At 67.1% G+C, this 23,160-nt stretch carries 23 protein-coding genes; 13 read left to right on the top strand and 10 right to left on the bottom strand.

What is annotated here, in order from left to right:
- Window positions 1–6: 6 nt before the first annotated feature.
- Both HJG53_RS02270 and HJG53_RS02265 read left to right on the top strand, forming a co-directional pair.
- Window positions 7–1,131, top strand: coding sequence for a cupin domain-containing protein (locus HJG53_RS02270; RefSeq protein ID WP_171127557.1), 1,125 nt, complete (start codon window positions 7–9; stop codon window positions 1,129–1,131).
- Between the two features lie 17 nt (window positions 1,132–1,148).
- Window positions 1,149–2,060, top strand: coding sequence for a fumarylacetoacetate hydrolase family protein (locus HJG53_RS02265; RefSeq protein ID WP_171127556.1), 912 nt, complete (start codon window positions 1,149–1,151; stop codon window positions 2,058–2,060).
- On the opposite strand, the gene HJG53_RS02260 is transcribed toward HJG53_RS02265, so the two are convergent.
- Window positions 2,057–2,731 (bottom strand): copper resistance protein B, encoded by a 675-nt coding sequence (locus HJG53_RS02260; RefSeq protein ID WP_254447474.1) that lies wholly within the window; start codon window positions 2,729–2,731, stop codon window positions 2,057–2,059. The two genes, HJG53_RS02265 and HJG53_RS02260, sit on opposite strands and share 4 nt — an antisense overlap.
- A 173-nt stretch (window positions 2,732–2,904) precedes the next feature.
- Window positions 2,905–4,665 carry a copper resistance system multicopper oxidase gene (locus tag HJG53_RS02255; RefSeq protein ID WP_171128114.1) on the bottom strand — a complete coding sequence of 587 codons (1,761 nt, stop codon included), beginning with the start codon at window positions 4,663–4,665 and terminating at the stop codon, window positions 2,905–2,907.
- Window positions 4,666–4,800: 135 nt separating this feature from the next.
- On the opposite strand from HJG53_RS02255, the gene HJG53_RS02250 reads away from it, so the two are divergent.
- From HJG53_RS02250 to HJG53_RS02215, 8 genes are all read left to right on the top strand, one after another.
- On the top strand, window positions 4,801–5,169 hold the full coding sequence (locus tag HJG53_RS02250) for a BlaI/MecI/CopY family transcriptional regulator (protein ID WP_171127554.1): 369 nt from the start codon (window positions 4,801–4,803) through the stop codon (window positions 5,167–5,169).
- Window positions 5,166–6,806 carry a M56 family metallopeptidase gene (locus HJG53_RS02245; RefSeq protein ID WP_171127553.1) on the top strand — a complete coding sequence of 547 codons (1,641 nt, stop codon included), beginning with the start codon at window positions 5,166–5,168 and terminating at the stop codon, window positions 6,804–6,806. The genes HJG53_RS02250 and HJG53_RS02245 overlap by 4 nt, the downstream gene beginning before the upstream one ends.
- 41 nt (window positions 6,807–6,847) lie before the next feature.
- Window positions 6,848–7,708: an MBL fold metallo-hydrolase gene (locus tag HJG53_RS02240; protein ID WP_171127552.1), complete on the top strand. Its 861-nt coding sequence runs from the start codon at window positions 6,848–6,850 to the stop codon at window positions 7,706–7,708.
- On the top strand, window positions 7,687–8,340 hold the full coding sequence (locus HJG53_RS02235; RefSeq protein WP_171127551.1) for a DUF4230 domain-containing protein: 654 nt from the start codon (window positions 7,687–7,689) through the stop codon (window positions 8,338–8,340). Before HJG53_RS02240 ends, HJG53_RS02235 begins: the two co-directional genes overlap by 22 nt.
- A gap of 61 nt (window positions 8,341–8,401) precedes the next feature.
- Window positions 8,402–9,190, top strand: coding sequence for a hypothetical protein (locus HJG53_RS02230; protein ID WP_254447473.1), 789 nt, complete (start codon window positions 8,402–8,404; stop codon window positions 9,188–9,190).
- A gap of 42 nt (window positions 9,191–9,232) precedes the next feature.
- Window positions 9,233–10,243, top strand: a complete 1,011-nt coding sequence (nadA, locus tag HJG53_RS02225; RefSeq protein ID WP_171127550.1) for a quinolinate synthase NadA — start codon at window positions 9,233–9,235, stop codon at window positions 10,241–10,243.
- Complete coding sequence (gene nadC / locus HJG53_RS02220) at window positions 10,236–11,084, top strand: carboxylating nicotinate-nucleotide diphosphorylase (protein ID WP_368039484.1); 849 nt, start codon at window positions 10,236–10,238, stop codon at window positions 11,082–11,084. Before nadA ends, nadC begins: the two co-directional genes overlap by 8 nt.
- A complete protein-coding gene (locus HJG53_RS02215) occupies window positions 11,081–11,383 on the top strand; it encodes an I78 family peptidase inhibitor (RefSeq protein ID WP_171127549.1) in 303 nt (100 codons plus the stop codon). Before nadC ends, HJG53_RS02215 begins: the two co-directional genes overlap by 4 nt.
- Here the strand turns inward: HJG53_RS02215 and HJG53_RS02210 are convergent.
- Both HJG53_RS02210 and HJG53_RS02205 read right to left on the bottom strand, forming a co-directional pair.
- Window positions 11,361–11,801 (bottom strand): DUF4112 domain-containing protein, encoded by a 441-nt coding sequence (locus HJG53_RS02210; RefSeq protein WP_171127548.1) that lies wholly within the window; start codon window positions 11,799–11,801, stop codon window positions 11,361–11,363. The genes HJG53_RS02215 and HJG53_RS02210 overlap by 23 nt on opposite strands.
- A gap of 46 nt (window positions 11,802–11,847) precedes the next feature.
- On the bottom strand, window positions 11,848–13,299 hold the full coding sequence (locus HJG53_RS02205) for an ABC transporter substrate-binding protein (RefSeq protein ID WP_171127547.1): 1,452 nt from the start codon (window positions 13,297–13,299) through the stop codon (window positions 11,848–11,850).
- Between the two features lie 105 nt (window positions 13,300–13,404).
- Between HJG53_RS02205 and HJG53_RS02200 the strand changes: the two genes are divergently transcribed.
- Complete coding sequence (locus HJG53_RS02200) at window positions 13,405–14,481, top strand: DUF2336 domain-containing protein (RefSeq protein ID WP_171127546.1); 1,077 nt, start codon at window positions 13,405–13,407, stop codon at window positions 14,479–14,481.
- Window positions 14,478–15,791 (top strand): sensor histidine kinase, encoded by a 1,314-nt coding sequence (locus HJG53_RS02195; RefSeq protein WP_368039483.1) that lies wholly within the window; start codon window positions 14,478–14,480, stop codon window positions 15,789–15,791. Before HJG53_RS02200 ends, HJG53_RS02195 begins: the two co-directional genes overlap by 4 nt.
- On the opposite strand, the gene HJG53_RS02190 is transcribed toward HJG53_RS02195, so the two are convergent.
- From HJG53_RS02190 to gltX, 3 genes are read right to left on the bottom strand one after another with little or no spacing between them, the layout of a single operon-like run.
- Window positions 15,788–16,303 carry a DUF3833 family protein gene (locus HJG53_RS02190; protein ID WP_171127544.1) on the bottom strand — a complete coding sequence of 172 codons (516 nt, stop codon included), beginning with the start codon at window positions 16,301–16,303 and terminating at the stop codon, window positions 15,788–15,790. The two genes, HJG53_RS02195 and HJG53_RS02190, sit on opposite strands and share 4 nt — an antisense overlap.
- Entirely contained in the window at window positions 16,281–17,564 is a 1,284-nt protein-coding gene (locus HJG53_RS02185) for a citrate synthase (protein WP_171127543.1), read from the bottom strand. Before HJG53_RS02185 ends, HJG53_RS02190 begins: the two co-directional genes overlap by 23 nt.
- A gap of 3 nt (window positions 17,565–17,567) precedes the next feature.
- On the bottom strand, window positions 17,568–19,010 hold the full coding sequence (gltX, locus tag HJG53_RS02180; RefSeq protein ID WP_171127542.1) for a glutamate--tRNA ligase: 1,443 nt from the start codon (window positions 19,008–19,010) through the stop codon (window positions 17,568–17,570).
- Window positions 19,011–19,066: 56 nt separating this feature from the next.
- Between gltX and HJG53_RS02175 the strand changes: the two genes are divergently transcribed.
- A complete protein-coding gene (locus HJG53_RS02175) occupies window positions 19,067–21,256 on the top strand; it encodes a ComEC/Rec2 family competence protein (protein ID WP_171127541.1) in 2,190 nt (729 codons plus the stop codon).
- Window positions 21,257–21,473: 217 nt separating this feature from the next.
- Here HJG53_RS02175 and HJG53_RS02170 read toward each other — a convergent pair whose 3' ends face one another.
- The 3 genes from HJG53_RS02170 to HJG53_RS02160 form a co-directional block, all read right to left on the bottom strand.
- Window positions 21,474–21,938 (bottom strand): hypothetical protein, encoded by a 465-nt coding sequence (locus HJG53_RS02170; protein ID WP_171127540.1) that lies wholly within the window; start codon window positions 21,936–21,938, stop codon window positions 21,474–21,476.
- Between the two features lie 238 nt (window positions 21,939–22,176).
- A complete protein-coding gene (lexA, locus tag HJG53_RS02165) occupies window positions 22,177–22,836 on the bottom strand; it encodes a transcriptional repressor LexA (RefSeq protein ID WP_171127539.1) in 660 nt (219 codons plus the stop codon).
- A gap of 92 nt (window positions 22,837–22,928) precedes the next feature.
- On the bottom strand, window positions 22,929–23,147 hold the full coding sequence (locus HJG53_RS02160) for a hypothetical protein (protein WP_171127538.1): 219 nt from the start codon (window positions 23,145–23,147) through the stop codon (window positions 22,929–22,931).
- Between the last annotated feature and the right edge of the window lie 13 nt (window positions 23,148–23,160).

Below are 23,160 nucleotides of genomic sequence, written 5' to 3'. Positions count from 1 at the left end.
GCCGTCGTGGCGAGCAGCTATGATCGATACCGCGAAGAGGTGCTCGGGCGGGCCAATGTCCGCGACACGGCTGAACTTATCGCCTACTATAAGCGGCTCGAAGCGCTTGGCGCCGGCGCGCTCTGGACCGTCGCCAACAAGATCGAACCCTGGGAGCCGGCCAGCAGCTCGGTGCCGATGCTCTGGCGCTATGAGGAACTGCGCGGTGACTTGCTGCGGGCGCTGGAACTGGTCACGCCCGAGCAGGCCGGTCGACGGGTCGTCTATCTGGAAAATCCCGGGCGCAGCGACGTCGTCGCGGCGGTGGGCTGGCTTTATTCGGGGCTGCAGGTGATGGCGCCCGGCGAATGCGCGTCGAGCCATCGCCACAGCGCCTCGGCGCTGCGCTTCATCATGGAGGGCAGCGGCGCCTTCACCAATGTCGATGGCCACCGCGTAACGCTGGGCGCCAATGATTTCGTGCTCACGCCAAACGGCACCTGGCACGAACATGGCGTGGCGGAGGAGGGCACCATCTGCATCTGGCAGGACGGGCTGGACATTCCGCTGATCAACGCGCTGGAAGCCAATTTCTACCAGGTGCACCCCGATCTGAACCAGGCGGTTTCCTTTCCAGTCGACGATTCGACCGCGATCTGGGCCGGCGCCGGATTGCGGCCCGCAGGAGTGGATTGGCCGAAGCTCTATTCGCCGCTGCTCAAGTACGAATGGGCGCCGACTTACGAGGCTCTGACTCGCTATGCATCGGTGACCGACGGCTCGCCTTATGACGGGGTGCTGATGGACTATGTGAATCCGCACACGGGCGGACCGGTGATGCAGACGATCGGCGCATCGATGCAGTTGCTGCGCCCCGGCGAGCGGACCCGCGCGCACCGCCAGACCGGCAGCTTCGTCTATCAGTGCGCCAAGGGTTCGGGGCACTCCGTCATCAATGGCCGCCGCTTCGACTGGAGAGAGCGCGATATCTTCGTCGTGCCCGCCTGGATGTACCATGAGCACGCCAATGCGTCCGACCGCGAGGATGCCTGCCTGTTCAGCTTCCACGACCAGCCGGTTATGCGCGCGCTCGGCCTCTACCGGGAAGAAGCGCTGGCCGAAAATGGCGGCCACCAGCCCATCATCTCCTGAGCGATCGAGGACGAACAATGCGACTTGTCACCTACCGTGCCCATATCGAGGCGGAGGCCCGGCTCGGCGCGATCGCCGGCGATCTGGTCGTCGACCTGGCCAAGCTCGGCGCGGCGCAAGGAGTGCAGCTGCCGACGACGATGCTGGAGTTCATCGACCTCGGCCCGCAAGCGGTCCCCATCGTTGGCAGGTTGCTTGAGGAAGCCGGCAAGCTCTTCCCGTTGGGCGCCGCCATTCCGCTCGGCAATGTAAAGCTGCTCGCGCCGATCCCGCGCCCGCGGAAGAATATTTTCGGGATCGGGCTCAATTATACGGAACATGTCGCGGAATCGGCGAAGTCGCTCGACACCTCGCCCGACCTGCCGCGCCAGCCGGTGATCTTTTCCAAGCCGCCGACGACCGTGATCGGGCCCGGCGAACCGATCCTTCACGACCGCACGATCACTCAACAGCTCGACTGGGAAGTCGAGCTGGGCGTGGTGATCGGCAGCACCGCGAAGGGCGTCGCACGCGCCGACGCGCTGTCCCATGTGTTCGGCTACACCGTCATCGTCGACATGAGTGCGCGGGACTGCCGGCGTGCGGGCCAATGGATCTATTCGAAGGGGCAGGACAGCTTTGCGCCCATGGGGCCGTGCATCGTCACCGCCGACGAAGTCCCCGATCCGCAGACGCTCGATCTCAGCCTAACGGTGAACGGCGTGCAGAAGCAGGCCAGCAACACCGCCTATATGCTGTTCAAGGTCGACGAGCTGATCGAGGACATCAGCAAGGGCATCACGCTGGAGCCCGGCGACATCATCGCGACGGGCACCCCGGCCGGCGTGGGTGCGGGGATGGACCCGCAGGAGTGGCTCTGGCCCGGCGACGTTATCGAAGCGCAGGTTGTGGGCATCGGGACGCTGCGGCATCCCGTCGTCGCCGCCTAGAACCAGGCTCGCAGCCCCACCAGCAAGTGCCAGCCGCCCACATCTTCGCCCTGGCTGCGTGAGAAGCGCGCTGTGTCGCCGAAACGGCGCTCATAGCCCAGCCCCACATAGGGCGCGAACTCGGGCACGAATTGGTAGCGCAGCCTGATGCCGAGTTCGGCACTGGAGAGCCCGGAGCCCAGGCCCAGTTCCGGTACGTCCTGCGCCGCAAGGTCGAACTCGACTCGCGGCTGCGCGATCAGGCGCTGCGTGATGCGCTGATCATATTCGGCTTGGACGCGTGCGGTGAGGTCGCCCTTGGTCGACAGGAAAGCGGCCGCATCGATTTCGAATAGATAGGGCGCAAGGCCCTGAATGCCGGCGGCCAGATAGGTGCGGTCAGGCCCCCTGCCTAAATCCTGGCGCACGCCCAGTTGCAGATCGAAGAATGGCCGGATGGCGCGGCTCCACAGCGCCTGCACTTCGGCCGTTTCGACGCCGCCGCGCGTGAGACCTTCGCCTTCGGTCTTCAGCCACAGCTTGTCATAGTCGCCGCCGGTCCAAGCGTCGCCTTCCCAGGCGAAACCATCCCGGCCCTGTGCCGCTCGATATTCCAGCCGGTCGATCAGCACGCGGCTGGTCTGCATGCCGCCATGCTCGCCGATCAGGGCCGACTGGCGCTTCTCGGCCATAAGGGCAGGATCAAAGACCGTGTCCGCGGCATTTTCCGGGCCGACAACCGGAGGCGGCGAGACCGGGGGAGGGGCACTCGCAGGCGCCTCCTTCGCCGGTGTGCAATGTCCCATGGCGGCATGTTCGGGCGGACAAGGGTCCGCTGCGGAGGCGGCAAGGGCGAGAAGTCCGATCATGCGCGCGGCGGCGCATCGGCGAGCGGCCGGACCTTCACGACGCGCATCATGCCGGCGTGCATGTGATACATCAGGTGGCAGTGGAAGGCCCAATCGCCCGGCGCGTCCGCGGTCAGGTCGAAGCTTGCCTTGCCGCCGGGCATGACATTGACCGTGTGCTTGACCGGGTGGCCATGGGCCTGACCCGTCACCACCTCGAAGAAGTGGCCGTGCAGGTGGATGGGGTGGTTCATCATCGTGTCGTTGATCAGGTTCACCCGCACCCGCTCATTGCGCTCGAAGCGGATCGGCTCGGCGCCTTCGCTGAGCTTCTTGCCATCGAAGGACCACATGAACCGTTCCATGTTGCCGGTCAGGTGGATGTCGATCTCCCGGGTCGGCGCCCGCTTGTCGGGAAAGGGCGTGAGCGGGGTGAGCTGGTGATAGGTCAGCACCCGGTGCGGCACATCCTCAAGCCCGAGCGGCCGGTCGCCGGTTCGGTCGACGGCCATCGCGGCCACCATGTCGATGCCGGGACCGCGCTTCACCTGCGGCGGCAGTAGCGACGTGTCACGCATCTTGTGGTCCATCCCCCCGCCCGGCGAGCAATGACCCATCGCGGCATGTTCGGCCGGGCAGGAGCCCGCGCCATGGCTCATGCCCATATCCTTCATGCCAAGAGTCGGGCGCGGACGGAGTGCGGGCACCGGCGCGCTCATACCCAGCCTGGGTGCAAGCGTCGCGCGCGCCATGCCGGACCGGTCGATCGACTCCGCGACAAAGGTATATCCCTGGTCGCCGGGCGCGACGATCACGTCATAGGTCTCGGCGACCGAGATCTGCAGCTCGTCGGTCTCCACCGGCCGGACATGCTGCCCGTCGGCCTGCACCACGGTCATCGGCAGGCCCGGAATGCGGACGTTGAAGATCGTCATCGCCGACGCGTTGATGATCCGCAGCCGCACCCGCTCGCCCGGCGTGAACAGCCCCGTCCAATTCTCCTGTGGGCCATGGCCGTTGACGAGATAGGTGTAGGTCGCCCCGGTCACGTCGGCGATGTCGGTCGGATCCATGCGCATGCGGCCCCACATCAGCCGATCCGAGCCGCTCATCCGGTTCTCGGGTCCGCGTGCCCCCGCCGTCTGCCGCTGGCGATTGAAATAGCCGCCCTGCTGCTTGAGCTTGGCCATCACCTGGTGCGGGTGGAGGAAGGTCCAGTCGCTCAGCACGATCACATGTTCGCGATCATAGCCCACCGGGTCCGCGCCGGCGGGATCGATCACCAGCGGCCCGTAATGGCCCATCTGTTCCTGCAGGCCGGAATGCGAGTGATACCAATAGGTACCGCTCTGCACGATCGGGAACTCATAGGTGAAGCTCTTGCCCGGCGCGATACCCGGGAAGCTCACGCCCGGCACCCCGTCCATGTGAAAGGGCAGAATCAGCCCGTGCCAGTGGATGGACGTGTCCTCATCCAGACCGTTTTCGACATGCAGCCGCACCCGCTGCCCCTCGCGCAGCCTGATCAACGGCGCTGGCAGAACGCCGTTGACGGTTATGGCATGGCCGGTGCGTCCGCCGACCTGAAAGGCGCTGTGACCGATGCGCAGCCGGATTTCCTCGCCGGATAGGGTTGGCAGGTCTGCGGCCAGGCCGGGACTGCCGATTCTCGCCCAGGCGGGGAAGAGAGCGGACGCAGCCAGACCACCTGCCGCCACCATGCCGCCCCGCAGCAGGCCGCGCCGGTCGATCGGGTTGTTGGAGACTGCGCCGTTCATTGCGCGGGACATAGGGCCTCAGCCGCTGGTCGCAACTTCCAAATGGCCGCTCGAGGATCGAAGCCGCTTTCAATTCACCCATTGTTCAGCTAAACGATGACACCTGTAGTCGTAACAGACGCAAAGGGTGAGGGAATGGCTGAACGGATCAGTGAGGCCGAGCATGCGGTGATGGAGGTGCTCTGGGAGGAGCAGCCATTGACCGCCGCCGAAGTCGCCGAGCGCGCGGGCCCGAAACGGGGCTGGAGCGTCCACACCGTCAAGACCCTCCTCTCTCGCCTGATGGCCAAGGGTGCGATCACGCACGAAGCGGATGGCCGCCGCTTTCTTTACCGGCCGGCGATCGAGCGCGACTCCTATGTCGGCCGGGAATCCGAAAAGCTGGTCGATCGGCTGTTCGGCGGGCGCGTGACGCCGCTGATCGCGCAGCTTGCCGAACGCCGTGCTTTGTCAGCGGACGATATCGCCGAACTCGAAGCTTTGCTCAGGGAGCTCAAGCCATGATCAGCTGGGCCGTCGAAACGCTAATCGCGTCGTCCATCCTGATGCTGGCGGTGCTGGCGATCCGGGTTCCGGTCGCGCGTCACTTCGGTCCGCATATCGCCTATGGTCTGTGGCTGCTGCCCGGCCTGCGCATGCTGCTGCCGCCGCTGCCGGAGCAGGTGACGCCCAAGCCTCTGCACATCCTGCCGACCCAGATCGACCTGCAGGCCTTGCTGATGGCGCCCGATCCGGCGCCCATTGCTGCTGTGGTCGAGCCCTGGACCGAGTGGCCGCTGCTGTTCGGCTGCCTGTGGGTGGCGGGGGGTCTGGGATTCCTCGCCTGGCACATCGTCAGCTACCGCCGCTTCGTCCGCGGGGCGATGGCGGATGCGACCCAGCTGCCGCGCTTTGACCGGGACGGCGTCGAGGTCTGCGCCAGCCCGTCCGCACCCGGTCCGTTCGCCGCGGGCATCTTCCTGAAGACGATCGTGCTGCCCCAGGACTACCGCCACCGCTATGGCGGCGACGAGCTGCGGCTGGCGATCGAGCATGAAGTCCAGCATCACCGTCGCTGCGACATGTCCGCCAACTTCTTCGCGCTCGTGGTGCTGGCGCTGCACTGGTGGAATCCGATCGCCTATTTCGCGCACCGCGCCTTTCGCCAGGACCAGGAACTCGCCTGCGACGCCCTGGTGCTGGCGCGCGCGACGCCTGACGAGCGCCATGCCTATGGCTCGGCGCTGTTAAAATCCGCCTGCGACCGCCTGCCGGTAGCCGCTTGCGCTCTTGGGGCCGGGGATGACCTCAAGAGGAGACTGAGGATGATGAAGACCTATCGCTGGAACCCGGCACGGACCCGGACCGGCGGCCTGATCGCGGCGACGCTGGTCGGCGCCGGGCTGATGCTGACCGCGTCCAACGGCATCGCCGCGGAAACGTCGAAGAAGGTCGAAGAACAGGTGCGTACGGCGCTGGCCCCTGTCGTGCCCGCCATCGCGCCGATGGCTGCGCCGGCACCCGTTGCGACGGTTGCTTCGGTGCCCGCCGTTGCATCTGTTCCCTCGGTCGAGCGGACCGAGCTTGCTCTGCTGCACCCGCATCCGCCGGTACCGCCGGCTCCCCCGAGCGCCGCGGCTCCGCCCGCGCCGCCCGCACCCCCGGCACCTCCGAGCTGGGATGACGATGATGCGATCAACCATGAAGAGCTGAGCCGCGAAATCCGCGAGTCCGTCGCCGAAGCGCGCCGCGACGCCGCCGAAGCGCGCGCCGAAGCATTGCGCGATGCGGCCGAGGCCCGTCGCGAAGCGATGCGCGCCGGCGAAGAGGCGCGGCGGGAGGCGTCCCGAGCACGGACCGAGGCGCAGCGCGTCGCCGCACGCGCCCGGACGATCTCGCACACGGTTACGCCGGGCAGGTGCGCCGCTGGCAGTCGGGGCGAGTTCGAGATCGTCGATGACGAAGGGCATCGCACGGCGTGGAAATGCGGCGGCGGCTTCACCGTCGATCGCGCCAACATGCGGCGCGAAATGATCTCTGCATTGGAAGAGGCGCGGCGCGACATCGCCCATGACCTCGACTCCGATCTGACCCGCGAAGCGCGCACCCAGGCGCTGAGCGCCATCGACCGCAAGCTGGCGCAGCTCCGCGCGGGCAAATAGCGGCTTGCCTTCGAACGGGGGCGGCTCCATCGCTCCGGGCCATGGAGACGCCCCCCGTCGGACGCGCGATCGCACTCGAGCCTCTGGTCCGGCGGGTGCTGGCCGGCAATCCGAGTCCGTTCACCTATACCGGGACGCAGACCTACATCGTCGGCCATGGCGAAGTGGCGGTGATCGATCCCGGTCCGGACGATGCCGATCACGTCGCGGCACTACTGAAGGCAGTCGCCGGCGAGCGCGTGACGGCGATCCTCTGCACGCACACGCATCGCGATCACAGTCCGGCGGCGGCGGCGCTGAAGGCGGCGACCGATGCGCCGATCATCGGGTGCGCCCCGCTGGTGCTGGACGATAGCGGGCCCCGCGCCGATGCGGCGTTCGACACCAGCTATGCGCCCGATCGCGTGCTTGCCGATGGCGAGCAGCTGAGCGGGGCGGATTGGACGATCGAAGCGGTGGCAACGCCCGGCCACACCTCCAATCATCTCTGCTTCGCACTGAAGGAGAGCGGCGCGCTGTTCACCGGCGATCACGTGATGGGCTGGTCGACCAGCGTTGTGTCGCCGCCCGATGGCGACATGGCCGCCTATATGGCGAGCCTCGACCGCCTGACGCGGCGCGCGGACCGCATCTATTATCCCGCGCATGGCGATCCGGTCGAAAACCCGCAGCGGCTGGTCCGCGGACTTGCCGGCCACCGCAAGCAGCGCGAAGGACAGATCCTGCGGCTGCTCGGCGAAGGTGTCGAGGCGATCCCGTCGATGGTCGAGCGCATGTATGTCGGCCTCGATCCGCGGCTACACGGCGCGGCGGGCCGGTCGGTGCTCGCTCACCTGATCGACCTGCGCGATCGCGGCATCGTTGCCGAAAGAGGGGCCACATGGGCGCTCTCCGCACGCTGATCGTCGCGCTGGCGGCGCTGGCCTTGGGCGCGGCCGGTTTCTGGCTCTGGTCCTCGGGGGGCGACGAGGTGTCGGCCCAGTCGATGGTCGCGAGCTTCCAGCGCCACAACGAACTGACCGTGTTCAGCGCGCAGGTGGTGGCGGTGCCGACGACCAAGCGGGACGGCATGTTCGACATGCTCGATCGCGTGCAGACCAGCATCATTCCGGCCAAGGTGCGCTACACGGTCGATCTGTCGCGATTGACCGAGCGCGATGTCGCGTGGGACGCGGCGGGGAAGACGCTGACGATCACCGCGCCGCCCGTCGTCCTGCAGCCCGCGGAGCTCGACCCGGTCGCCAAGCGCGTCTTCCGCACCGGTCCGCCGGCGGCGGCGACGACTTGGGACACGTTCGATCGCAGCAACATGATCAAGGCGCGCGAAGAGGCTGGCCGGCTCGCGCGCGCGCCCGACCTCATGCGCATGGCGGAAGCGAGCGCGCGCGATGCCTTGACCAGGAATGCGGAGCTGTTCCTGCGGGGCGCCGGCATCGAGGAGGCAAAGGTTCGAGTCCGCTTCGCGAATGAAGGCCGCTCTGGCGAGCAGATGGACCGTTCGACCCCGCTCAACGAAGCGCTCGGTACACGCTGACCGCATTGGCCGTTGAGCCATTTGCGGCTATGTAGCGCTCCTGCCTTTCGGGGGAAACGGCATGGCGATGCTTGCTTTGGTTCAGAACCGCACCCAGGGCGACGAGCGCTTTTTCTTCGGCGCTGCAGTCGTGATGACGCTGCTCGTGGTGACGGCGTTTTCGGTGCAGTTGGCGGCGGGCCGGTCGACCTTTGCCTCGCCTTGGCCGGTCCATCTGCACGCGATCAGCTTCTTCGGCTGGATATTCTTCTATCTGCTGCAAAATGCACTCGTGGCGACGGGCTCGGTGGCGCTGCATCGTCGGCTCGGCTGGATCGCAGCGTTCTATGTGCCGGCACTCGTCGCGATCGGCATCGGCACTGTCGTGCGCATGGTCCGGCATGGAACCGTGCCCTTCTTTTTCACGCCGGCCTATTTCCTGGTGATGGACCCGGCAACGCTGCTGGTCTTTGCGGGACTGGTCACCGCCGCGATCCGGCTTCGTCGCAAGTCAGATTGGCACCGGCGCCTGATGCTGTGCGGGATGTGCATGCTGCTCGGCCCCGCCTTTGGCCGGCTGCTGCCGATGCCGCTCTTGGTCCCGTTCGCCGGACTGGCCGCCGCCACCCCTGGACTGCTGTTCCCGTTGGCGGGTATGATTGCCGATCGTCGGCGCGATGGCTCGGTGCACCCGGCCTGGTTCTGGGGTGTCGGCGTGATGCTTGCCACCTTTGCCTCGATGGAGCTTATCGGGCGCAGCCCTGCGGCCGCCAGACTGGCCGAAGCGGTCGCCGCGAACAGCCCGGGCGCTTCGATCCCGCCGTCGAACTATCCGCCCCCGTCAAAAGGCCGCTTGATCACCGGCCGATAGCTATCCATTTGCCTTTCTACGGAGCTGAGGAAGGCGAGACACATGGACGCACGCGGCGGCATCGGCGGAAAGCTGACCGGCCTGGACCTAAGGGCTGAGATTGATCGGCTGCGCCAGGAGCGCAATGCCGTCATCCTCGCGCATTATTATCAGAAGCCGGAGCTCCAGGACCTCGCCGATTTCGTCGGTGACTCGCTCGAGCTGAGCCGCAAGGCGCAGGAGACCGATGCGGACGTGATCGCATTCTGCGGCGTGCGCTTCATGGCCGAGACCGCGAAGATTCTTTCACCCGAAAAGATCGTCGTGCTGCCAGACATGGACGCGGGCTGCAGCCTCGAGGACAGTTGCCCGCCGGAACGCTTTGCCGCCTTCCGGGCCGAGCACCCCGACCATATCGCGCTCACCTACATCAACTGCTCTGCGGCAGTGAAGGCGCTGTCGGACGTGATCGTGACCTCTTCCTCCGCCGAGAAGATTCTGTCGCAGATCCCGAAGGACCAGAAGATCATCTTCGGCCCCGACCGAAATCTCGGCGGCTATCTGGCGCGCAAGACGGGGCGCGAGCTGCTGCTGTGGCCGGGTGTATGCATCGTGCACGAAGCCTTTTCCGAGACCGAGTTGCTGAAGCTCAAGGCGCAGCACCCGGACGCGCCGATCCTGGCCCATCCGGAGTGCCCGCCGCACCTGCTCGACCATGCGGATTTCGTCGGCTCGACCAGTGCGATCCTCGAGGTCGCCAAAAAGTCGGACGCGCAGACGGTGATCGTCGCCACCGAGCCGCACATCATCCATCAGATGCAGAAGGCGGTGCCGGACAAGGATTTCATCGGCGCGCCGGGCGCGGACGGCAACTGCAACTGCAACATCTGTCCGTACATGGCGCTCAACACGATGGAAAAGCTCTACATCGCGTTGCGCGACCTGGAGCCGCGCATCGAACTGGACGAAGAGCTGCGCCTCAAGGCCAAGACCAGCCTCGACCGCATGCTGGCGATGGCCAGCGGCACCGTCGGCATGGGCGACCTCGGTCCGGTACGCGTCACCGGTGAGTGAGCTGCGGCTGGATGGCTTCGATCTGGGGGCGTTCGTCCAGGCGACGCTGGCGGAAGATCTGGGCTCGGGCAAGGACATCACCTCCGAAGCGGTGATCCCGGCCGATCTGCGGTTCGAAGGCGTGATGGACAGTCGCGATCCGATCGTGGTCGCGGGGCTGTCGATCGCGGCAGGGTTCTTCCGGGCACTCGATCCGGACGTCGAGATCGAGATGCTCGTTGATGACGGGCAGCGCGTCGCCGCTGGGACCGACCTGATGCGGCTGCGGGGCCGGGCTCGCGCCATGCTGACGGCGGAGCGGTCGGCGCTGAATACGGTCCAGCATCTGTCCGGCATCGCGACACTCACGCGCGCCTATGTGGATGCGATTGCCGGCACCGGTGCGACCCTGCTCGACACGCGCAAGACCATTCCCGGCCTGCGGGTGCTGGAGAAATATGCAACGCGGATGGGCGGCGCCGCCAATCACCGTATGGGCCTGTGGGACGCGGCGATGATCAAGGACAATCATGTCGCGGTCGCCGGCGGAGTCGCCGAGGCGGTCCGCCGCGCCCGCGCGGCCGGCATTGCCGAGATCATCGTCGAAGTCGATCGGATCGACCAGATCGAGCCAGCACTGGCGGCCGGCACGACCCGGTTGCTGCTCGACAATATGGAGCCTGCCACGCTGCGCGGCGCGGTCACATTGGTCGGCGGACGGGTGCCGACGGAGGCCTCGGGTGGCGTGCGGCTGGACACGATCCGGGCCATTGCCGAAACGGGCGTCGACTTCATCTCGGTCGGGCGGATCACCCAGTCCGCGCCGGCCGCCGATATCGGACTGGACTTTGCGAGCCTATGACCAAGCTGCTCCTCATCGCGCTATTGTTCGGCGCGCCGAGTTTCGCCGAGAAGACGAAGACGGCGCGGCCGCAGCTCGCTACACCGCCTGCCATGGAAGGCTGCGACGCTTCGGATCTGAAATTCCTGATCGGCGCCACGCTCGATGAGGCGCTGACCACTCGTGCGCGCGATGCGTCAGGGGCAACGTCCGTGCGAGTGATCCAGCCCGGCCAGATGGTCTCGATGGACTATGTCGCCGAGCGGCTCAACATCGAAGTCGACGCCGCCGGCAAGGTCATCTCCGCCCGCTGCGGCTGAGGCCGTCCAGCGTCACCGTCTCCGGATGGTGGCGGTCGAGATGGCGCTTGATGATCCGCAGGTTGCGCGTGTTCGACCGGAAGAAGAAGTCCGGCACCGCACCGATGAACGGAATCATGCCCAGCAGTGTGTCGATGCCGACATTCGCGCCCATCCGGGCCATCTGCCATTTCGACATGCCCAGGTTGCGCGCTTCCCACAGCATCCAGGCGCCGAGCCCGCCGGCGGCGACGCTGCCGACGCCGGGCACGAGGTCGAGGATCACGTCGAGACCGAACTGACGCTTGGTGCCCGGAATGGTGAACAGGCCCTCGAGCAATCGCTCCACTGCCTCGACGCGTCTGCGTACACCCGCTGCTCCGGGCGCCAACGGCAGGCTGCGCGCGATCCGCTCCGCATCCCGATAACGACTGGCCATCCGCATCTCCTTCAAAGGATTAGATGGGAAGCCTCGGGCCGCTTGCCTAGCGCCGCTCGTCGTGCAGCCGCGTGAGCGGGTGCAGGGCGCGCGCATTCTCCTTGAATAGGTTCAGTCGCGGGCTGACCAGCGACCAGCGGAGCGGGCGGGCAAGGGGAACCCAAAAGCCCGCATCGGCGATCGCGCGGTCGGCGGTGGCGAGCTGCACCCCGCGCTCAGCCAGCGATTGCGACTTGCGGGCGGCGTCGAGCGCCGCGACTGCATCTTCGGCGCAGGCTGTTCGCGCGGGGCAGGCGATGGTTGCCAGATACCATAAGGCGCTGCCGGCGGGCGCCACACGATCGACCAGGCGCAGATCGGCCTCGTTCGCGCCGGTCCGGATCGTCTCCACACCGATCCGCCGCCAGTCGGCCGCAAGTCGGCCGTAAAGAAGGGTGCTGCCGGGTCCATCGGGCAGAAACAGCCGAACCGTCACGCCTTCGGGGTGAGCGGCACGCCAGGCGGCAACCCGCCGCCGCGCCTCTTCAATCCGTCCGGCAATGTCCAGCGCCGCCCAGAGGGGGAGGGCAGGGTCGGCCGCCGAGCGATAGCGTTGTGGCAGGACCGCCAGCACGCCGGTCCAGCCGGGCGCATCGAGGGCCGCCAGCATCGCATCTCGGTCGATTGCCATGGCCAGCGCCTGGCGTTTGATCGGGTCGGCGAGAAACCCGTCGGCATTTTGCACGAGGAGGCCGAACAATCCCTCGGCCGGATCGAGCCTCACCGCACGGTTCTGCGGCTTTGCGAATGCGATCAGCGGCCAGTCGGCATAGGTGCCACCGAGCACCAGGTCGGCTTCGCCGCGGGTGAAACGAACGATGGCACGGGCGGCTCGTTCGCCGCGAAGTTCGATGTCATGATCGGCAGCGGCCGGAGCACCGCCGGGCGCGGCCTCGCGAGGCTTCAGGCGCAGCATATCGCCTTGCCGCTCCGCGATCCGGAACGGGCCGGTGCCTTCCAGGCTGCGCGACAGCATGACTGCTTCTGGCTGGGCGAGCAGCTCGAACAGAGGGGGGCGCGGCGTGGTCAGGCGGAACTCGATCACGTCGGGCGTGGTCGGATTGATTTCCTCGATCGAGTCGAAGGCGATGCGGAGCGGATTGCGGCTGGCGGGGGCGAGCATCGCCCGCATGCGCCGCGCGACATCCTGCGAGGTCACCTCGCTCCCGCTCGACCACGCGGCCCGACGCAGGCGGAAGATGGCGCTGAGGCCGTCGCTTGTCACGATCCAGCGCTGGGCGAGCGCGGGCGCAACCTGTCCGGTTTCATCATAGGTAACGAGCGGCTCCGCCACGGCGCCCAGCAGCGCCTGCTGCGTCGCGTCCGGCGCCTTGCGGTTCGGGTCGACGAGGGTCGGCGGGCCGCCGATGACGCTGACGCGGATCGGGCCCTCCGGCTCCGACCCCCCGCAGGCCGCGAGCATGATGATCGGCACCAGAGAAAGCAGTCGATGCTTCATTCCGCCCGGGCCCTCTTGCAATCGGACCTGCTCTATGGCCCAGTCGCGCCGACGCCAAGCGCACACTTAACGCGTCCTTCACACCTGGTTTTTAAGTGGTCCACCATGGCCTTGAGCGCGCTGGAAGGGGGCGAGGCTGCGCCCAGCGGACCGGATCGGCTGCTTGCCGACGCCGCCCAGGTTGCGCGCCAGGCGGATGCGCGTCTGACCGCCGCCCTCCACGACCTGTTCCTGCCCGATTTCGTGCGGCCCACCGACAGCCAGCGCGCGGCCATGGCCCAGATGCTCGACGGACTGGTGCAGGAACTTGAGCGAGATGTGCGCCTGGCGCTTGCTTCACGCTTGGGCCCCGATGCACCACCGGTGCTGGAGGTAGAGCGGATCCCCATTCTAAGGCCCATCTTCGACCGGGCAGGCGTGCTGCGCGACCGCGATTTGATCGGCCTGCTGCTCACGCGATCGGAAGAATGCCGGATCGGACAGACGATCCGCCGCGTTGCCGAACTCCGCCCTGCCGAAGGGGCGGCGGTGCGCCTCGATGCTCCGGTCGAACTCGAAGCGAGCCTGCTCGCCGCCGAGGCGCGCCGCTTCGGCGACATGGGCGCGCCGCGCTTCGCTCTGGCCGATCTCCCGGCCGATCTGCTCCACCGCCTGCTGTGGCGCGCCGCCGCGGCGCTGCGCGATTATCTTGAGCGCTCTTCGGCACTTTCCGGCCCGCTGCGCGATGATGCGCTCGCGGCTGTCGTCGGCGAGCGGCTGGCGGCGCATGACGAGGGCCGCAGCCTTGCCGCGCTTGCCATGCGGCTGGCCTTGGCGGTGCGGGGCGACGACCTGTTGCTGCTCGAGCTCTTCCAGGCAGGTCGGTTCAGCCTGTTCGTGGCGATGCTCGCAGTGCGCGCGCGTCTCGACTTCGGACCCGCCTTCCTGCTCGCTGCCGACCCTTCGCTCGGAGCGCTCGCGGTGCTGCTCAGGGCGGTCGAGACGCCGACCCAGGTCGCCGCGCCGATCTTGCTCCAGATGGCGGCGGTGAACGGGCTCGGCGACATGAAGCTCGAGGAGCGGGTCAACGACTTTCTCGATCTCGACGTGGCCGCCGCGCGTGAGGCGATCCGGCCATGGCAGCTGGACCGGGCGTTTCGCGAAGCCATTGTCGACATTGGCCGGGAACGGCGGTCGCGGTGAGCAGTCTCGCGCATGGCAGGATCGATCGCGAGGGCAGGCTGGTCGAGGCCGAAGCACCGCTCGCGCGGCTGCAGGAAGCCGCGGGCGGGACGCTCGGCGACGCCATCGCCGTTCCGCAGATCGCCACGCTGGCGCGGCTGGCGCAGCGCCTGGGCATCCTGGTCTCCCGCTGCGTGATCGCGGCCGAAGGCGCCGACGATCTTGACCTCTGGGTCGAGGCGCGGCCGGACGAGGAAGGGGTTGCTCTCTCGATCGGCGGCTGGGCGCGCCGGCCGGCGAAGGGCGGCGAGGGCGCTGGCGACCGCGTCCATGACTTCATGCGCGCGCGCGGCGACTGGCTATGGGAAACCGACCCGGCGCTGCGCCTGACTGCCCTCGGCAGTGAGGCCAACGACGCCATGGGTCAGCCGCTCAGCCGCTATTTCCAGTTCGTCGATGCGGGCGAAGGCATGCCCATTCTGGAGGCGCTTGCCGCACGCGCGCGGTTCGATGGGCAGGAAGCCCTGGTCCGCACCACCGGTGAACGAGTCCGTCTGACTGGACTGCCGCTGGTCGATGGCGGCGGCCGCTTTGCGGGCTATCGCGGCAGCGCCTTCCGCACCGACACGTCTGCGCCGGCTCCGGCCGAAGAAGGCGGGAAGGTCGATGCGCTCGGCGCGCGTCTCGAAAAGGCGTTGCGCGACCCGCTCTCGCGCATCGTCGAGCAGGCGGAGAATATCGGTGCACAGGCCGAGGGACCGATCCGCCGCGACTATGCCGACTATGCGCAGGATATCGCGAGCGCCGGCCGTCACCTGCTCGGCGTCGTCGGCGACCTGGTCGATCTGCAGGCCATCGAGCGCGAGGATTTCCGTCCGCGCCGCGACGAGATCGACCTTGCCGAACTGGCGCGCCGCGCCGCCGGCCTGTTGAAGGTCCGCGCCGCCGCGCGCGGCGTCCGCATCGACAGCCCGGCGTCCGGTGAGACCCTGCCGGCGATTGGCGATGCCGGCCGCGTGCTCCAGATCCTCGTCAACCTGATCGGCAATGCCATTCGTCATTCGCCCGACGATGCGGCCATCTGGCTGCGCGGCGAGGTCCAGGGCAGCCGTACGCTCATCGTGGTGGCGGATCAGGGGCAGGGGATTGCCCGCATCGACCAGGCACGCATCTTCGACAAATTCACGCGGCTCGACCAGTCCGATGGCGGCAGCGGTCTCGGCCTCTACATCGCCCGCCGCCTTGCCCGGGCGATGGACGGCGAGATCCTGCTCGACAGCGCGCCGGGTGAGGGCGCGCGCTTCACGCTGGTGCTCCCCTCGGGCGCCTAATCGACCTTGCGGATGGTCTCGTTCAGATGCGCGACGGCCACCCCGAACTTGCTGATCGTCATGCGGTTAGCAGCCGTTCTGCCCGCGCGGTCGAGGGACAAGGTTTGCCGCACTTCCATGCCGCCCTTCATCGCATAACGGATCGCCAGCAAGGATCCCTTGCTCTCGATCTCGACCGGGCCTGAGGCATCGGTCAAGGTGCCGCGATAACGGCCCGGCGCCAGCTGGCGCATGCGCCACTGGCGGCGCTCCACAGGGCGATCGCCGCGGCGGACCTGCTGGTCGAGGACGAGCGTGCCGTCCGGCTCGACGCGACCCTGGCCTTGGACCCGGATGGGCTGGGCGGCCTTGAACAGGATCTTGAGTTCGCCTTCGCCGGCGGTGCGACCCGCGAAGAAGACCAAAGGGTCGAAAGGGGCTCCGGCGGAGGCCGGTCCAGCCGCCTGGCCGCCGCAGCCGCCCGCCAGGGCGACTGCGAACAGGCCGGCCTTAGCGCTGGCCGATCGGAACATAGTCCCGCTGCGTCGGACCGGTGTAGAGCTGACGCGGGCGGCCGATCTTCTGGTCGGGATCGGTGATCATCTCGTTCCACTGGGCGATCCAGCCGACGGTGCGGGCAAGCGCGAACAGGGCGGTGAACATCGATGTCGGGAAGCCGATCGCCGACAGGATCACGCCTGAATAAAAGTCGACGTTCGGGAACAGCTTCTTCTCGATGAAATAATCGTCCTTCAGCGCCAGTTCCTCGAGCCGCAACGCGGTTTCGAACAGGGGGTCGTTGACCTTCAGCGCCTCGAACACCTCGCGCACCGTCTTCTGCATCACGGTCGCGCGCGGATCGTAATTCTTGTAGACCCGGTGCCCAAAGCCCATCAGGCGGAAGGGATCGTTCTTGTCCTTCGCCCGCTCGATATAGTGCGGGATCTTGTCGGGCGTACCGATCTCGCGAAGCATGTTGAGCGCGGCTTCATTGGCGCCGCCATGCGCGGGACCCCAAAGGCAGGCGATGCCCGCGGCGATACAGGCGAACGGATTGGCACCCGAAGACCCGGCCAGGCGAACGGTCGAGGTCGATGCGTTCTGCTCGTGATCGGCGTGCAGGATGAAGATCCGGTCCATCGCCCGCTCGACCGCCGGCACCACTTCATAGGGTTCGGCCGGCACGCCGAACGTCATGCGCAGGAAATTGCCCGCATAGCTCAGCGAGTTGTCCGGATAGAGGAAAGGCTGCCCGACCGAATATTTATATGCCATCGCCGCGATGGTCGGCATCTTCGCGATCAGCCGGTGGCTGGCGATCATCCGCTGCTGCGGATCGGTGATGTCCGTCGAATCATGGTAGAAGGCGGAGAGCGCGCCGACGACGCCGCACATGATCGCCATCGGGTGGGCGTCACGCCGGAAGCCGCGGTAGAAGGTCGCCAGCTGCTCGTGCAGCATGGTGTGGCGGCTGATCGTACGCGTGAAGGTGGTGAGCTCGTTCTGCTTGGGCAGCTCGCCGTTCAGGAGCAGATAGCAAACTTCCATGAAGCTCGACTGTTCGGCGAGCTGATGGATGGGATAGCCGCGATGAAGGAGGATGCCTTCGTCGCCATCGATATAGGTGATCTTGGACTCGCAGCTCGCGGTCGAGGTGAAGCCCGGATCATAGGTGAAGGCGCCGGTCTGCGCGTAGAGCTTGCGGATATCGACCACATCGGGGCCGACCGAACCCTTCATTACCGGGAACTGGGTGTCCGCCCCCCCGAGCGCCAGCTTTGCCATGTCACTCATTCGTCACTGCTCCTCAATCGCGTGCGCGTGCACGTTCTTTGCCTGCCCGCTCTGGTCGCCGAGCCGCACGAGCGACTCTTCGCGTCCCAGCAGGACCAACACGTCGAATATGCCCGGAGAGGTGGTCCGCCCGGTGAGGGCGGCGCGCAGCGGCTGCGCGACCTTTCCGAGGCCAATACCGGCACTCTCCGCGACCTGCCGCACCGCCGCTTCGATCGCCTCGCCCGACCATTCGGAAATGGCGGCGAGCGCGTCGCGGGTTTGTCCCAACAGCGCTTGCGCACGGGCATCTAGCAGGGCGGCGGCCTTGTCGTCGAGAGCCAGCGGGCGCTCCGCGAACAGGAACAAGGCACCGTCGGCGATCTCGTCGAGCGTCTTCGCGCGCGGCTTCAGCTCCGGCATGGCGCGGGCGAGCAAGGCGCGATCCGGCGCATGCCCGATCAGCCGCTCGACCCGCGGCGCGACGAGCTCCGCCAGCCGGTCATCAGCCGCCTCGCGCAGATAATGGCCGTTCAGATTCTCCAGCTTCTTCAGGTCGAAGCGGGAGGGCGAACGGCCGACGCCACCGATGTCGAACCACTCCACCGCTTGCTCGCGCGAGATGATCTCGTCGTCGCCATGGCCCCAGCCGAGCCGCAGCAGATAGTTGTTCACCGCCTCCGGCAGCATGCCGAGTTCGTCGCGATAGGCGTCGACGCCCAGTGCGCCGTGGCGCTTCGACAGCTTGGCGCCGTCCGACCCATGGATCAGCGGAATGTGCGCATAGGCAGGCTCCGGCCAGCCCATCGCCTTGATGATCCCGAGCTGGCGGAAGGCGTTGTTCAGATGGTCGTCACCGCGGATCACATGGGTGACGCCCATGTCATGATCGTCGACGACCACCGCGAGCATATAGGTCGGCGTGCCGTCGGAACGGAGCAGGATCATGTCGTCCAGCTCGCTGTTCTGCACGATGACGCGGCCCTGGACGAGATCGTCGATCGCCGTCTCGCCTTCCGTCTGCGCGCGCAGCCGCACGGCAAAGGGCTTGCCCTCCTGCTCAGGCCCGCCTTCGCGATCCCGCCACCGCCCGTCATAGCGCAGCGGCTGCCTGGCCGCGCGCTGCTGCTCGCGCAGCTCGGCGAGTTCCTCCGGCGTCGCATAGCAACGATAGGCATGGCCGTTCGCCAGCAGCGCCTCGGCCACTTCGACATGTCGTGCGGCGCGCTGAGACTGATAGACGACCTCGTCGTCCCAGTTCAGGTCGAGCCAGCTCATGCCGTCCAGAATGGCGTCGATCGCCGCCTGAGTGGAGCGCGCCTTGTCGGTGTCCTCGATGCGCAACCGGAATTTGCCGCCATGGTGACGGGCGAAGAGCAGGTTGAACAGCGCCGTGCGCGCGCCGCCGATGTGCAGAAAGCCCGTCGGCGAAGGGGCAAAACGAGTGACGACGCTGCTTGCGCTCACGCGCTGATGCTCCTTACGCTGTAGCTGACATGATCTCAGGTGCGAGCGCCCCTAGCATGGCCTTCGGCCCGCACGGAAGAGGGTCTCCGCTCGCCCGGATCGGCGCTGCCGTGGAGCGCTGGCTGGAGCAGGAGCGGGAGCAGCTGCCGCTCTGGCTGCCGGTGATGCTGGGCGTCGGGATCGCCGGCTGGTTCCTGCTGCCGAATGAGCCGGCGTGGATGGCATTGATCACCGTCGGCTTCGCTCTGGCGCTAGGCGGAGTCGCGATCGGACTGGCGCGGCGGGCGGGGACGGCGCTGATCGTCGCGGGCGTGGCGATCGCGCTCGGCTGCGGGCTGGTCTGGGCGAAGGCGGAGCTTGTCTCTGCACCGGTGCTGCAGCGCCCGGCGATCGCGACCTTCACCGCCGATGTGGAGCGGGTGCAGCAGCTCGCGGCGAAGGACAGCGTGCGCGCCGTCCTGCGGCCGCTGAACGCGCCCGACCTGCCGCCGCGGCTACGCGTCAACATCGCCAGTGCCGACGCGCCGCCGATCCTTGCGCGCGGCGATCGGCTGCAGCTGCGCGCGCGGCTGATGCCGCCGCCCGGCGCGTCGCTGCCCGGCGGCTACGACTTTGCGCGCGCCGCCTGGTTCCAGCAACTCGGCGCGACAGGCAAGGCGCTTGGCCGGGTCGAACGCGTCTCCGCCTCGCCGAGCGGCGGCTCGGTACGCGACCGGATCGGTGCGCACATTCGGGAGCGGGCACCCTCCGGCGCCGCCGGTATCGCGGTGGCGCTCGTCACCGGCGATCAGGGCAATGTCAGCGAGGCCGATGCAGAGGCGATGCGCCGCTCGGGCCTCGCGCACCTCCTGTCCGTCAGCGGGCTGCACATCAGCGCGGCGGTGGCGGCGGCCATGTTCCTCACGCTGCGCCTGCTCGCCCTCAGCCCGACGCTGGCGCTGCGCTGGCCGCTGATGCTGATCGCGGCGGGAGCGGGCGCTGTCACCGGCATCGCCTACACCCTGCTCAGCGGCGCGGAAGTGCCGACCGTGCGTGCCTGCGTCGCCGCGCTGCTGGTGCTCGCCGGGATGGCGATCGGGCGCGAGGCGCTGACCCTTCGCCTGGTTGCGGCGGGCGCGCTGATCGTGCTGCTGATCTGGCCGGAGGCCTTGGTCGGCCCCAGCTTCCAGCTGAGCTTTGCGGCCGTGGTCGCGATCGTGGCGCTGCACGAGCATCCCCGCATGCGTGCCTTCATGGCGGCGCGCGAAGAAGGGCCGTTGCTCCGGCTCGGGCGCAACGCCGCTTCGCTGCTGCTGAGCGGCTTGGCCGTCGAGCTGGCGCTGGCGCCGATCGCGCTGTTCCACTTCCACAAGGAGGGGCTGTACGGCGCCGTCGCCAACATCTTCGCGATCCCGATCACGACCTTCATCGTGATGCCGATCGAGCTGCTCGCGCTGGTTTTCGATCTGTTTGGCCTGGGTGGCCCTTTCTGGTGGCTGGGGGGCAAGAGCATCGCGCTGCTGCTCTGGATCGCGCACACGGCCGGTCATGCGCCCGGCGCGGTGGCGATGCTGCCGAGCTGGCCGACCGGCGCCTTCGCGCTGATCGTCGGCGGCGGATTGTGGGCGTGCCTGTGGCGGAGCCGCCTGCGCTGGGCCGGCGCGCTGCCGTTCGCGGCCGGCGCGGCCTGGGCGCTCGCAACCCCCGCGCCGGACCTGCTCGTCACCTCGGACGGCAGGCACCTGGCACTGCGGACGGGCGACGGCGGCTATGCGCTGCTACGCCCCAAGGCCAGGGAGTTCGTGCGCACCATGCTCGCCGAAGCCGCCGGCATGGACGACGACCTGTCCGATCTCGACGCGCTCCCCGGCGCGGCCTGCACCGCCGATACCTGCCGGGCGACGCTCGTGCGCGACGGCCGCCGATGGCAGATCCTCGCCACGCGCAGCGCCTATCTGGTCCCGATCGAAACGATGAACCGCGCCTGCGCCGCCGCCGACATCGTCGTCAGCGACCGCCGCCTCCCGCGCACTTGCAAGCCGAAGTGGCTGAAGCTGGACAAGCCGATGCTGAGCCGAACGGGTGGCGTGGCGATCGTGTTCGGCTCGGCGCCGGTGATACGGGTAACAAACGCGACCGGCGATCGACACCCTTGGGCCCGGCCAGTGCAGGCACCAACTCTTGGAACCGGCCCGGGGCAAGAGAAGCTGGGGGCGAACCGATGTGGCAGGCCGGGCGGAGTGAAAGGTCACGAATGTTCCCAGTGACCATGGATCCCGTCGCGGAGCGACGGACAGCGCACCAATACTGCTCGTCAAAGCCGTCGACCATATTCAACGATGGAAAAGAGCTCCACTAAGCCTCGCACATGAGGCGCCCTGTAGGACAGCCTTACTTCACAATGAATGTCGGCTTACGACCCATGGCGGACATTCCGCCTTACCGTCAGCAGCGACGCGCTTCGCAATTTCTATCGGCTGCAACCTAGCCCGAGATGCGGCCTCGAAGCTTGCGAGTGATATTGTGAACGCCAACCGCTAGGAACCCAATCGCAAGTGCTATCGGCGCGATCACCTTAATCAGCAGGTCAAAACTTCCGTTCGCGAACGAGTATGCCATTGCTGACATCAACAGCAAAACGAGGGGAATGGCTGCCCATGTAGGTAGAGCCGGAGCGGCGGCTTTAGCCCCTGGATTGAGCTTGTTGCTGCTATGCATTCGCCCAAAGTAGCCACTAAGGAAAATACCTACAGCTGCCGGACCCAATGGAAGGGTGAGGAACCAAGCCTGGGCTTGAAAAGCGAACGCTAGAACGGGGCCGAGAACCGTCACTGCGATAAGAGTTGCAGATACCTGAGTATGGTTCTGTCGCTGATGCATCCACTGGAACAAGCCGACAGTGCCATAGCAGATCGCGATAATGACACCCAGGGCCGCAGTGGTGATCATCCACTCTGGTGCGTCATACTCCGGAGCCAAGGCGAACACGGTTCCAGCTACGATTACCGGCGCGACAAAGCCAATGACGTGCCTCTGCCAAACTCGCATTCTGGTCCACATCCCTGTTGCGAAAAGCACGGTAGTTCTTGGTCCGTCTCAAGCCAAGTAGGAGCTTGGAATGGATCGAAAACCGCAACGTCCGCTATCCGCCCTTAGCGGACGTTCCGCCTCCTCGTCACAACGCCCTTCAATACCGCCGCAGCAGTCCCGCCAGGCATCCCTGCACGCGCACGCGGTTCGGGGTGTAGCGTTGGGGGTCGTAGGCGCGGTTGGCGGGGTCGAGGCGGACCATGGCGCCTTCGCGGCGGAAATATTTGAGGGTGGCTTCGGCGTCGTCGACCAGGGCAACGACGATCTGGCCGTCGCGGGCCGTTTCGGCGCGGCGGATGAGCGCATAGTCGCCGTCGAGGATTCCGGCTTCGACCATGGAGTCGCCGGCGACTTCCAGGGCGTAATGTTCGCCGGGGCCGAGCAGGGCGGCTGGCACGGACAGGCTGCTCTGCCCCTCCAGCGCTTCGATCGGCGCACCGGCGGCGATGCGGCCGTGCAGTGGGATTTCGAGGACATTCTCGTTGGCCGCGACCGGCACCGGTACCTTCGGCTTGGCAATCGGCACGACCTTGCGTTCCGCGCTTTCGGGCATGCGCATCACTTCGAGCGCGCGGGCGCGATTGGGTAGGCGGCGGATGAACTGCCGTTCCTCAAGCGCCGAGATCAGCCGGTGCACGCCCGATTTCGACTTCAGGTCGAGCGCGTCCTTCATCTCTTCGAAGGAAGGCGAGACGCCGCTTTCCGCGAGACGATCGTGGATGAAGCAGAGCAGTTCATGTTGCTTGCGCGTCAACACCGCCAGGACCTCCGCAGAACGAATGCGGAACGTCTATGACGCGCAGGCGTAACGGTCAAGCGGTTAGTGGAACATCCCGGAACGCAAGCGGCTCAGGCGCCGAACAGGCCCACTTGCCGCCCCATCTGGCGGTGCAGCACGGTCGGCGGCACGTCGGCGATCTTGCGGCGGCCATGAAAGAGCTCCGCGCCGAAGCCGTTCGGCACGGTCCGCGCCTTGCGCACCGCGCTCAGATCGTCCTGCGCTTCGACTTCCTCGGGCGCCACATGCTGCCCGTCCGAACCGAGATGATAGAGACGATACCAAGCCATAAATGCCCCACAG

Source organism: Sphingomonas sp. ID1715 (assembly GCF_013044515.1).
Taxonomy (GTDB): domain Bacteria; phylum Pseudomonadota; class Alphaproteobacteria; order Sphingomonadales; family Sphingomonadaceae; genus Sphingomonas_B.
This window is presented reverse-complemented; position numbering and strand designations above follow the sequence as displayed.

Bases quoted from the DNA above. Each gene is read 5' to 3' on its own strand.
- HJG53_RS02245 (WP_171127553.1), top strand. From the start codon at position 5,166: ATGATCAGCTGGGCCGTCGAAACGCTAATCGCGTCGTCCATCCTGATG.
- HJG53_RS02185 (WP_171127543.1), bottom strand. From the start codon at position 17,564: ATGAGTGACATGGCAAAGCTGGCGCTCGGGGGGGCGGACACCCAGTTC.
- HJG53_RS02190 (WP_171127544.1), bottom strand. From the start codon at position 16,303: ATGTTCCGATCGGCCAGCGCTAAGGCCGGCCTGTTCGCAGTCGCCCTG.
- HJG53_RS02200 (WP_171127546.1), top strand. From the start codon at position 13,405: ATGGCCTTGAGCGCGCTGGAAGGGGGCGAGGCTGCGCCCAGCGGACCG.
- HJG53_RS02265 (WP_171127556.1), top strand. From the start codon at position 1,149: ATGCGACTTGTCACCTACCGTGCCCATATCGAGGCGGAGGCCCGGCTC.
- HJG53_RS02215 (WP_171127549.1), top strand. From the start codon at position 11,081: ATGACCAAGCTGCTCCTCATCGCGCTATTGTTCGGCGCGCCGAGTTTC.
- HJG53_RS02160 (WP_171127538.1), bottom strand. From the start codon at position 23,147: ATGGCTTGGTATCGTCTCTATCATCTCGGTTCGGACGGGCAGCATGTG.
- HJG53_RS02210 (WP_171127548.1), bottom strand. From the start codon at position 11,801: ATGGCCAGTCGTTATCGGGATGCGGAGCGGATCGCGCGCAGCCTGCCG.
- HJG53_RS02170 (WP_171127540.1), bottom strand. From the start codon at position 21,938: ATGATCACCACTGCGGCCCTGGGTGTCATTATCGCGATCTGCTATGGC.
- HJG53_RS02230 (WP_254447473.1), top strand. From the start codon at position 8,402: ATGGCGATGCTTGCTTTGGTTCAGAACCGCACCCAGGGCGACGAGCGC.
- HJG53_RS02235 (WP_171127551.1), top strand. From the start codon at position 7,687: ATGGGCGCTCTCCGCACGCTGATCGTCGCGCTGGCGGCGCTGGCCTTG.
- HJG53_RS02240 (WP_171127552.1), top strand. From the start codon at position 6,848: ATGGAGACGCCCCCCGTCGGACGCGCGATCGCACTCGAGCCTCTGGTC.
- HJG53_RS02250 (WP_171127554.1), top strand. From the start codon at position 4,801: ATGGCTGAACGGATCAGTGAGGCCGAGCATGCGGTGATGGAGGTGCTC.
- HJG53_RS02255 (WP_171128114.1), bottom strand. From the start codon at position 4,665: ATGAACGGCGCAGTCTCCAACAACCCGATCGACCGGCGCGGCCTGCTG.
- HJG53_RS02260 (WP_254447474.1), bottom strand. From the start codon at position 2,731: ATGGCCGAGAAGCGCCAGTCGGCCCTGATCGGCGAGCATGGCGGCATG.
- HJG53_RS02205 (WP_171127547.1), bottom strand. From the start codon at position 13,299: ATGAAGCATCGACTGCTTTCTCTGGTGCCGATCATCATGCTCGCGGCC.
- HJG53_RS02175 (WP_171127541.1), top strand. From the start codon at position 19,067: ATGGCCTTCGGCCCGCACGGAAGAGGGTCTCCGCTCGCCCGGATCGGC.
- nadA (WP_171127550.1), top strand. From the start codon at position 9,233: ATGGACGCACGCGGCGGCATCGGCGGAAAGCTGACCGGCCTGGACCTA.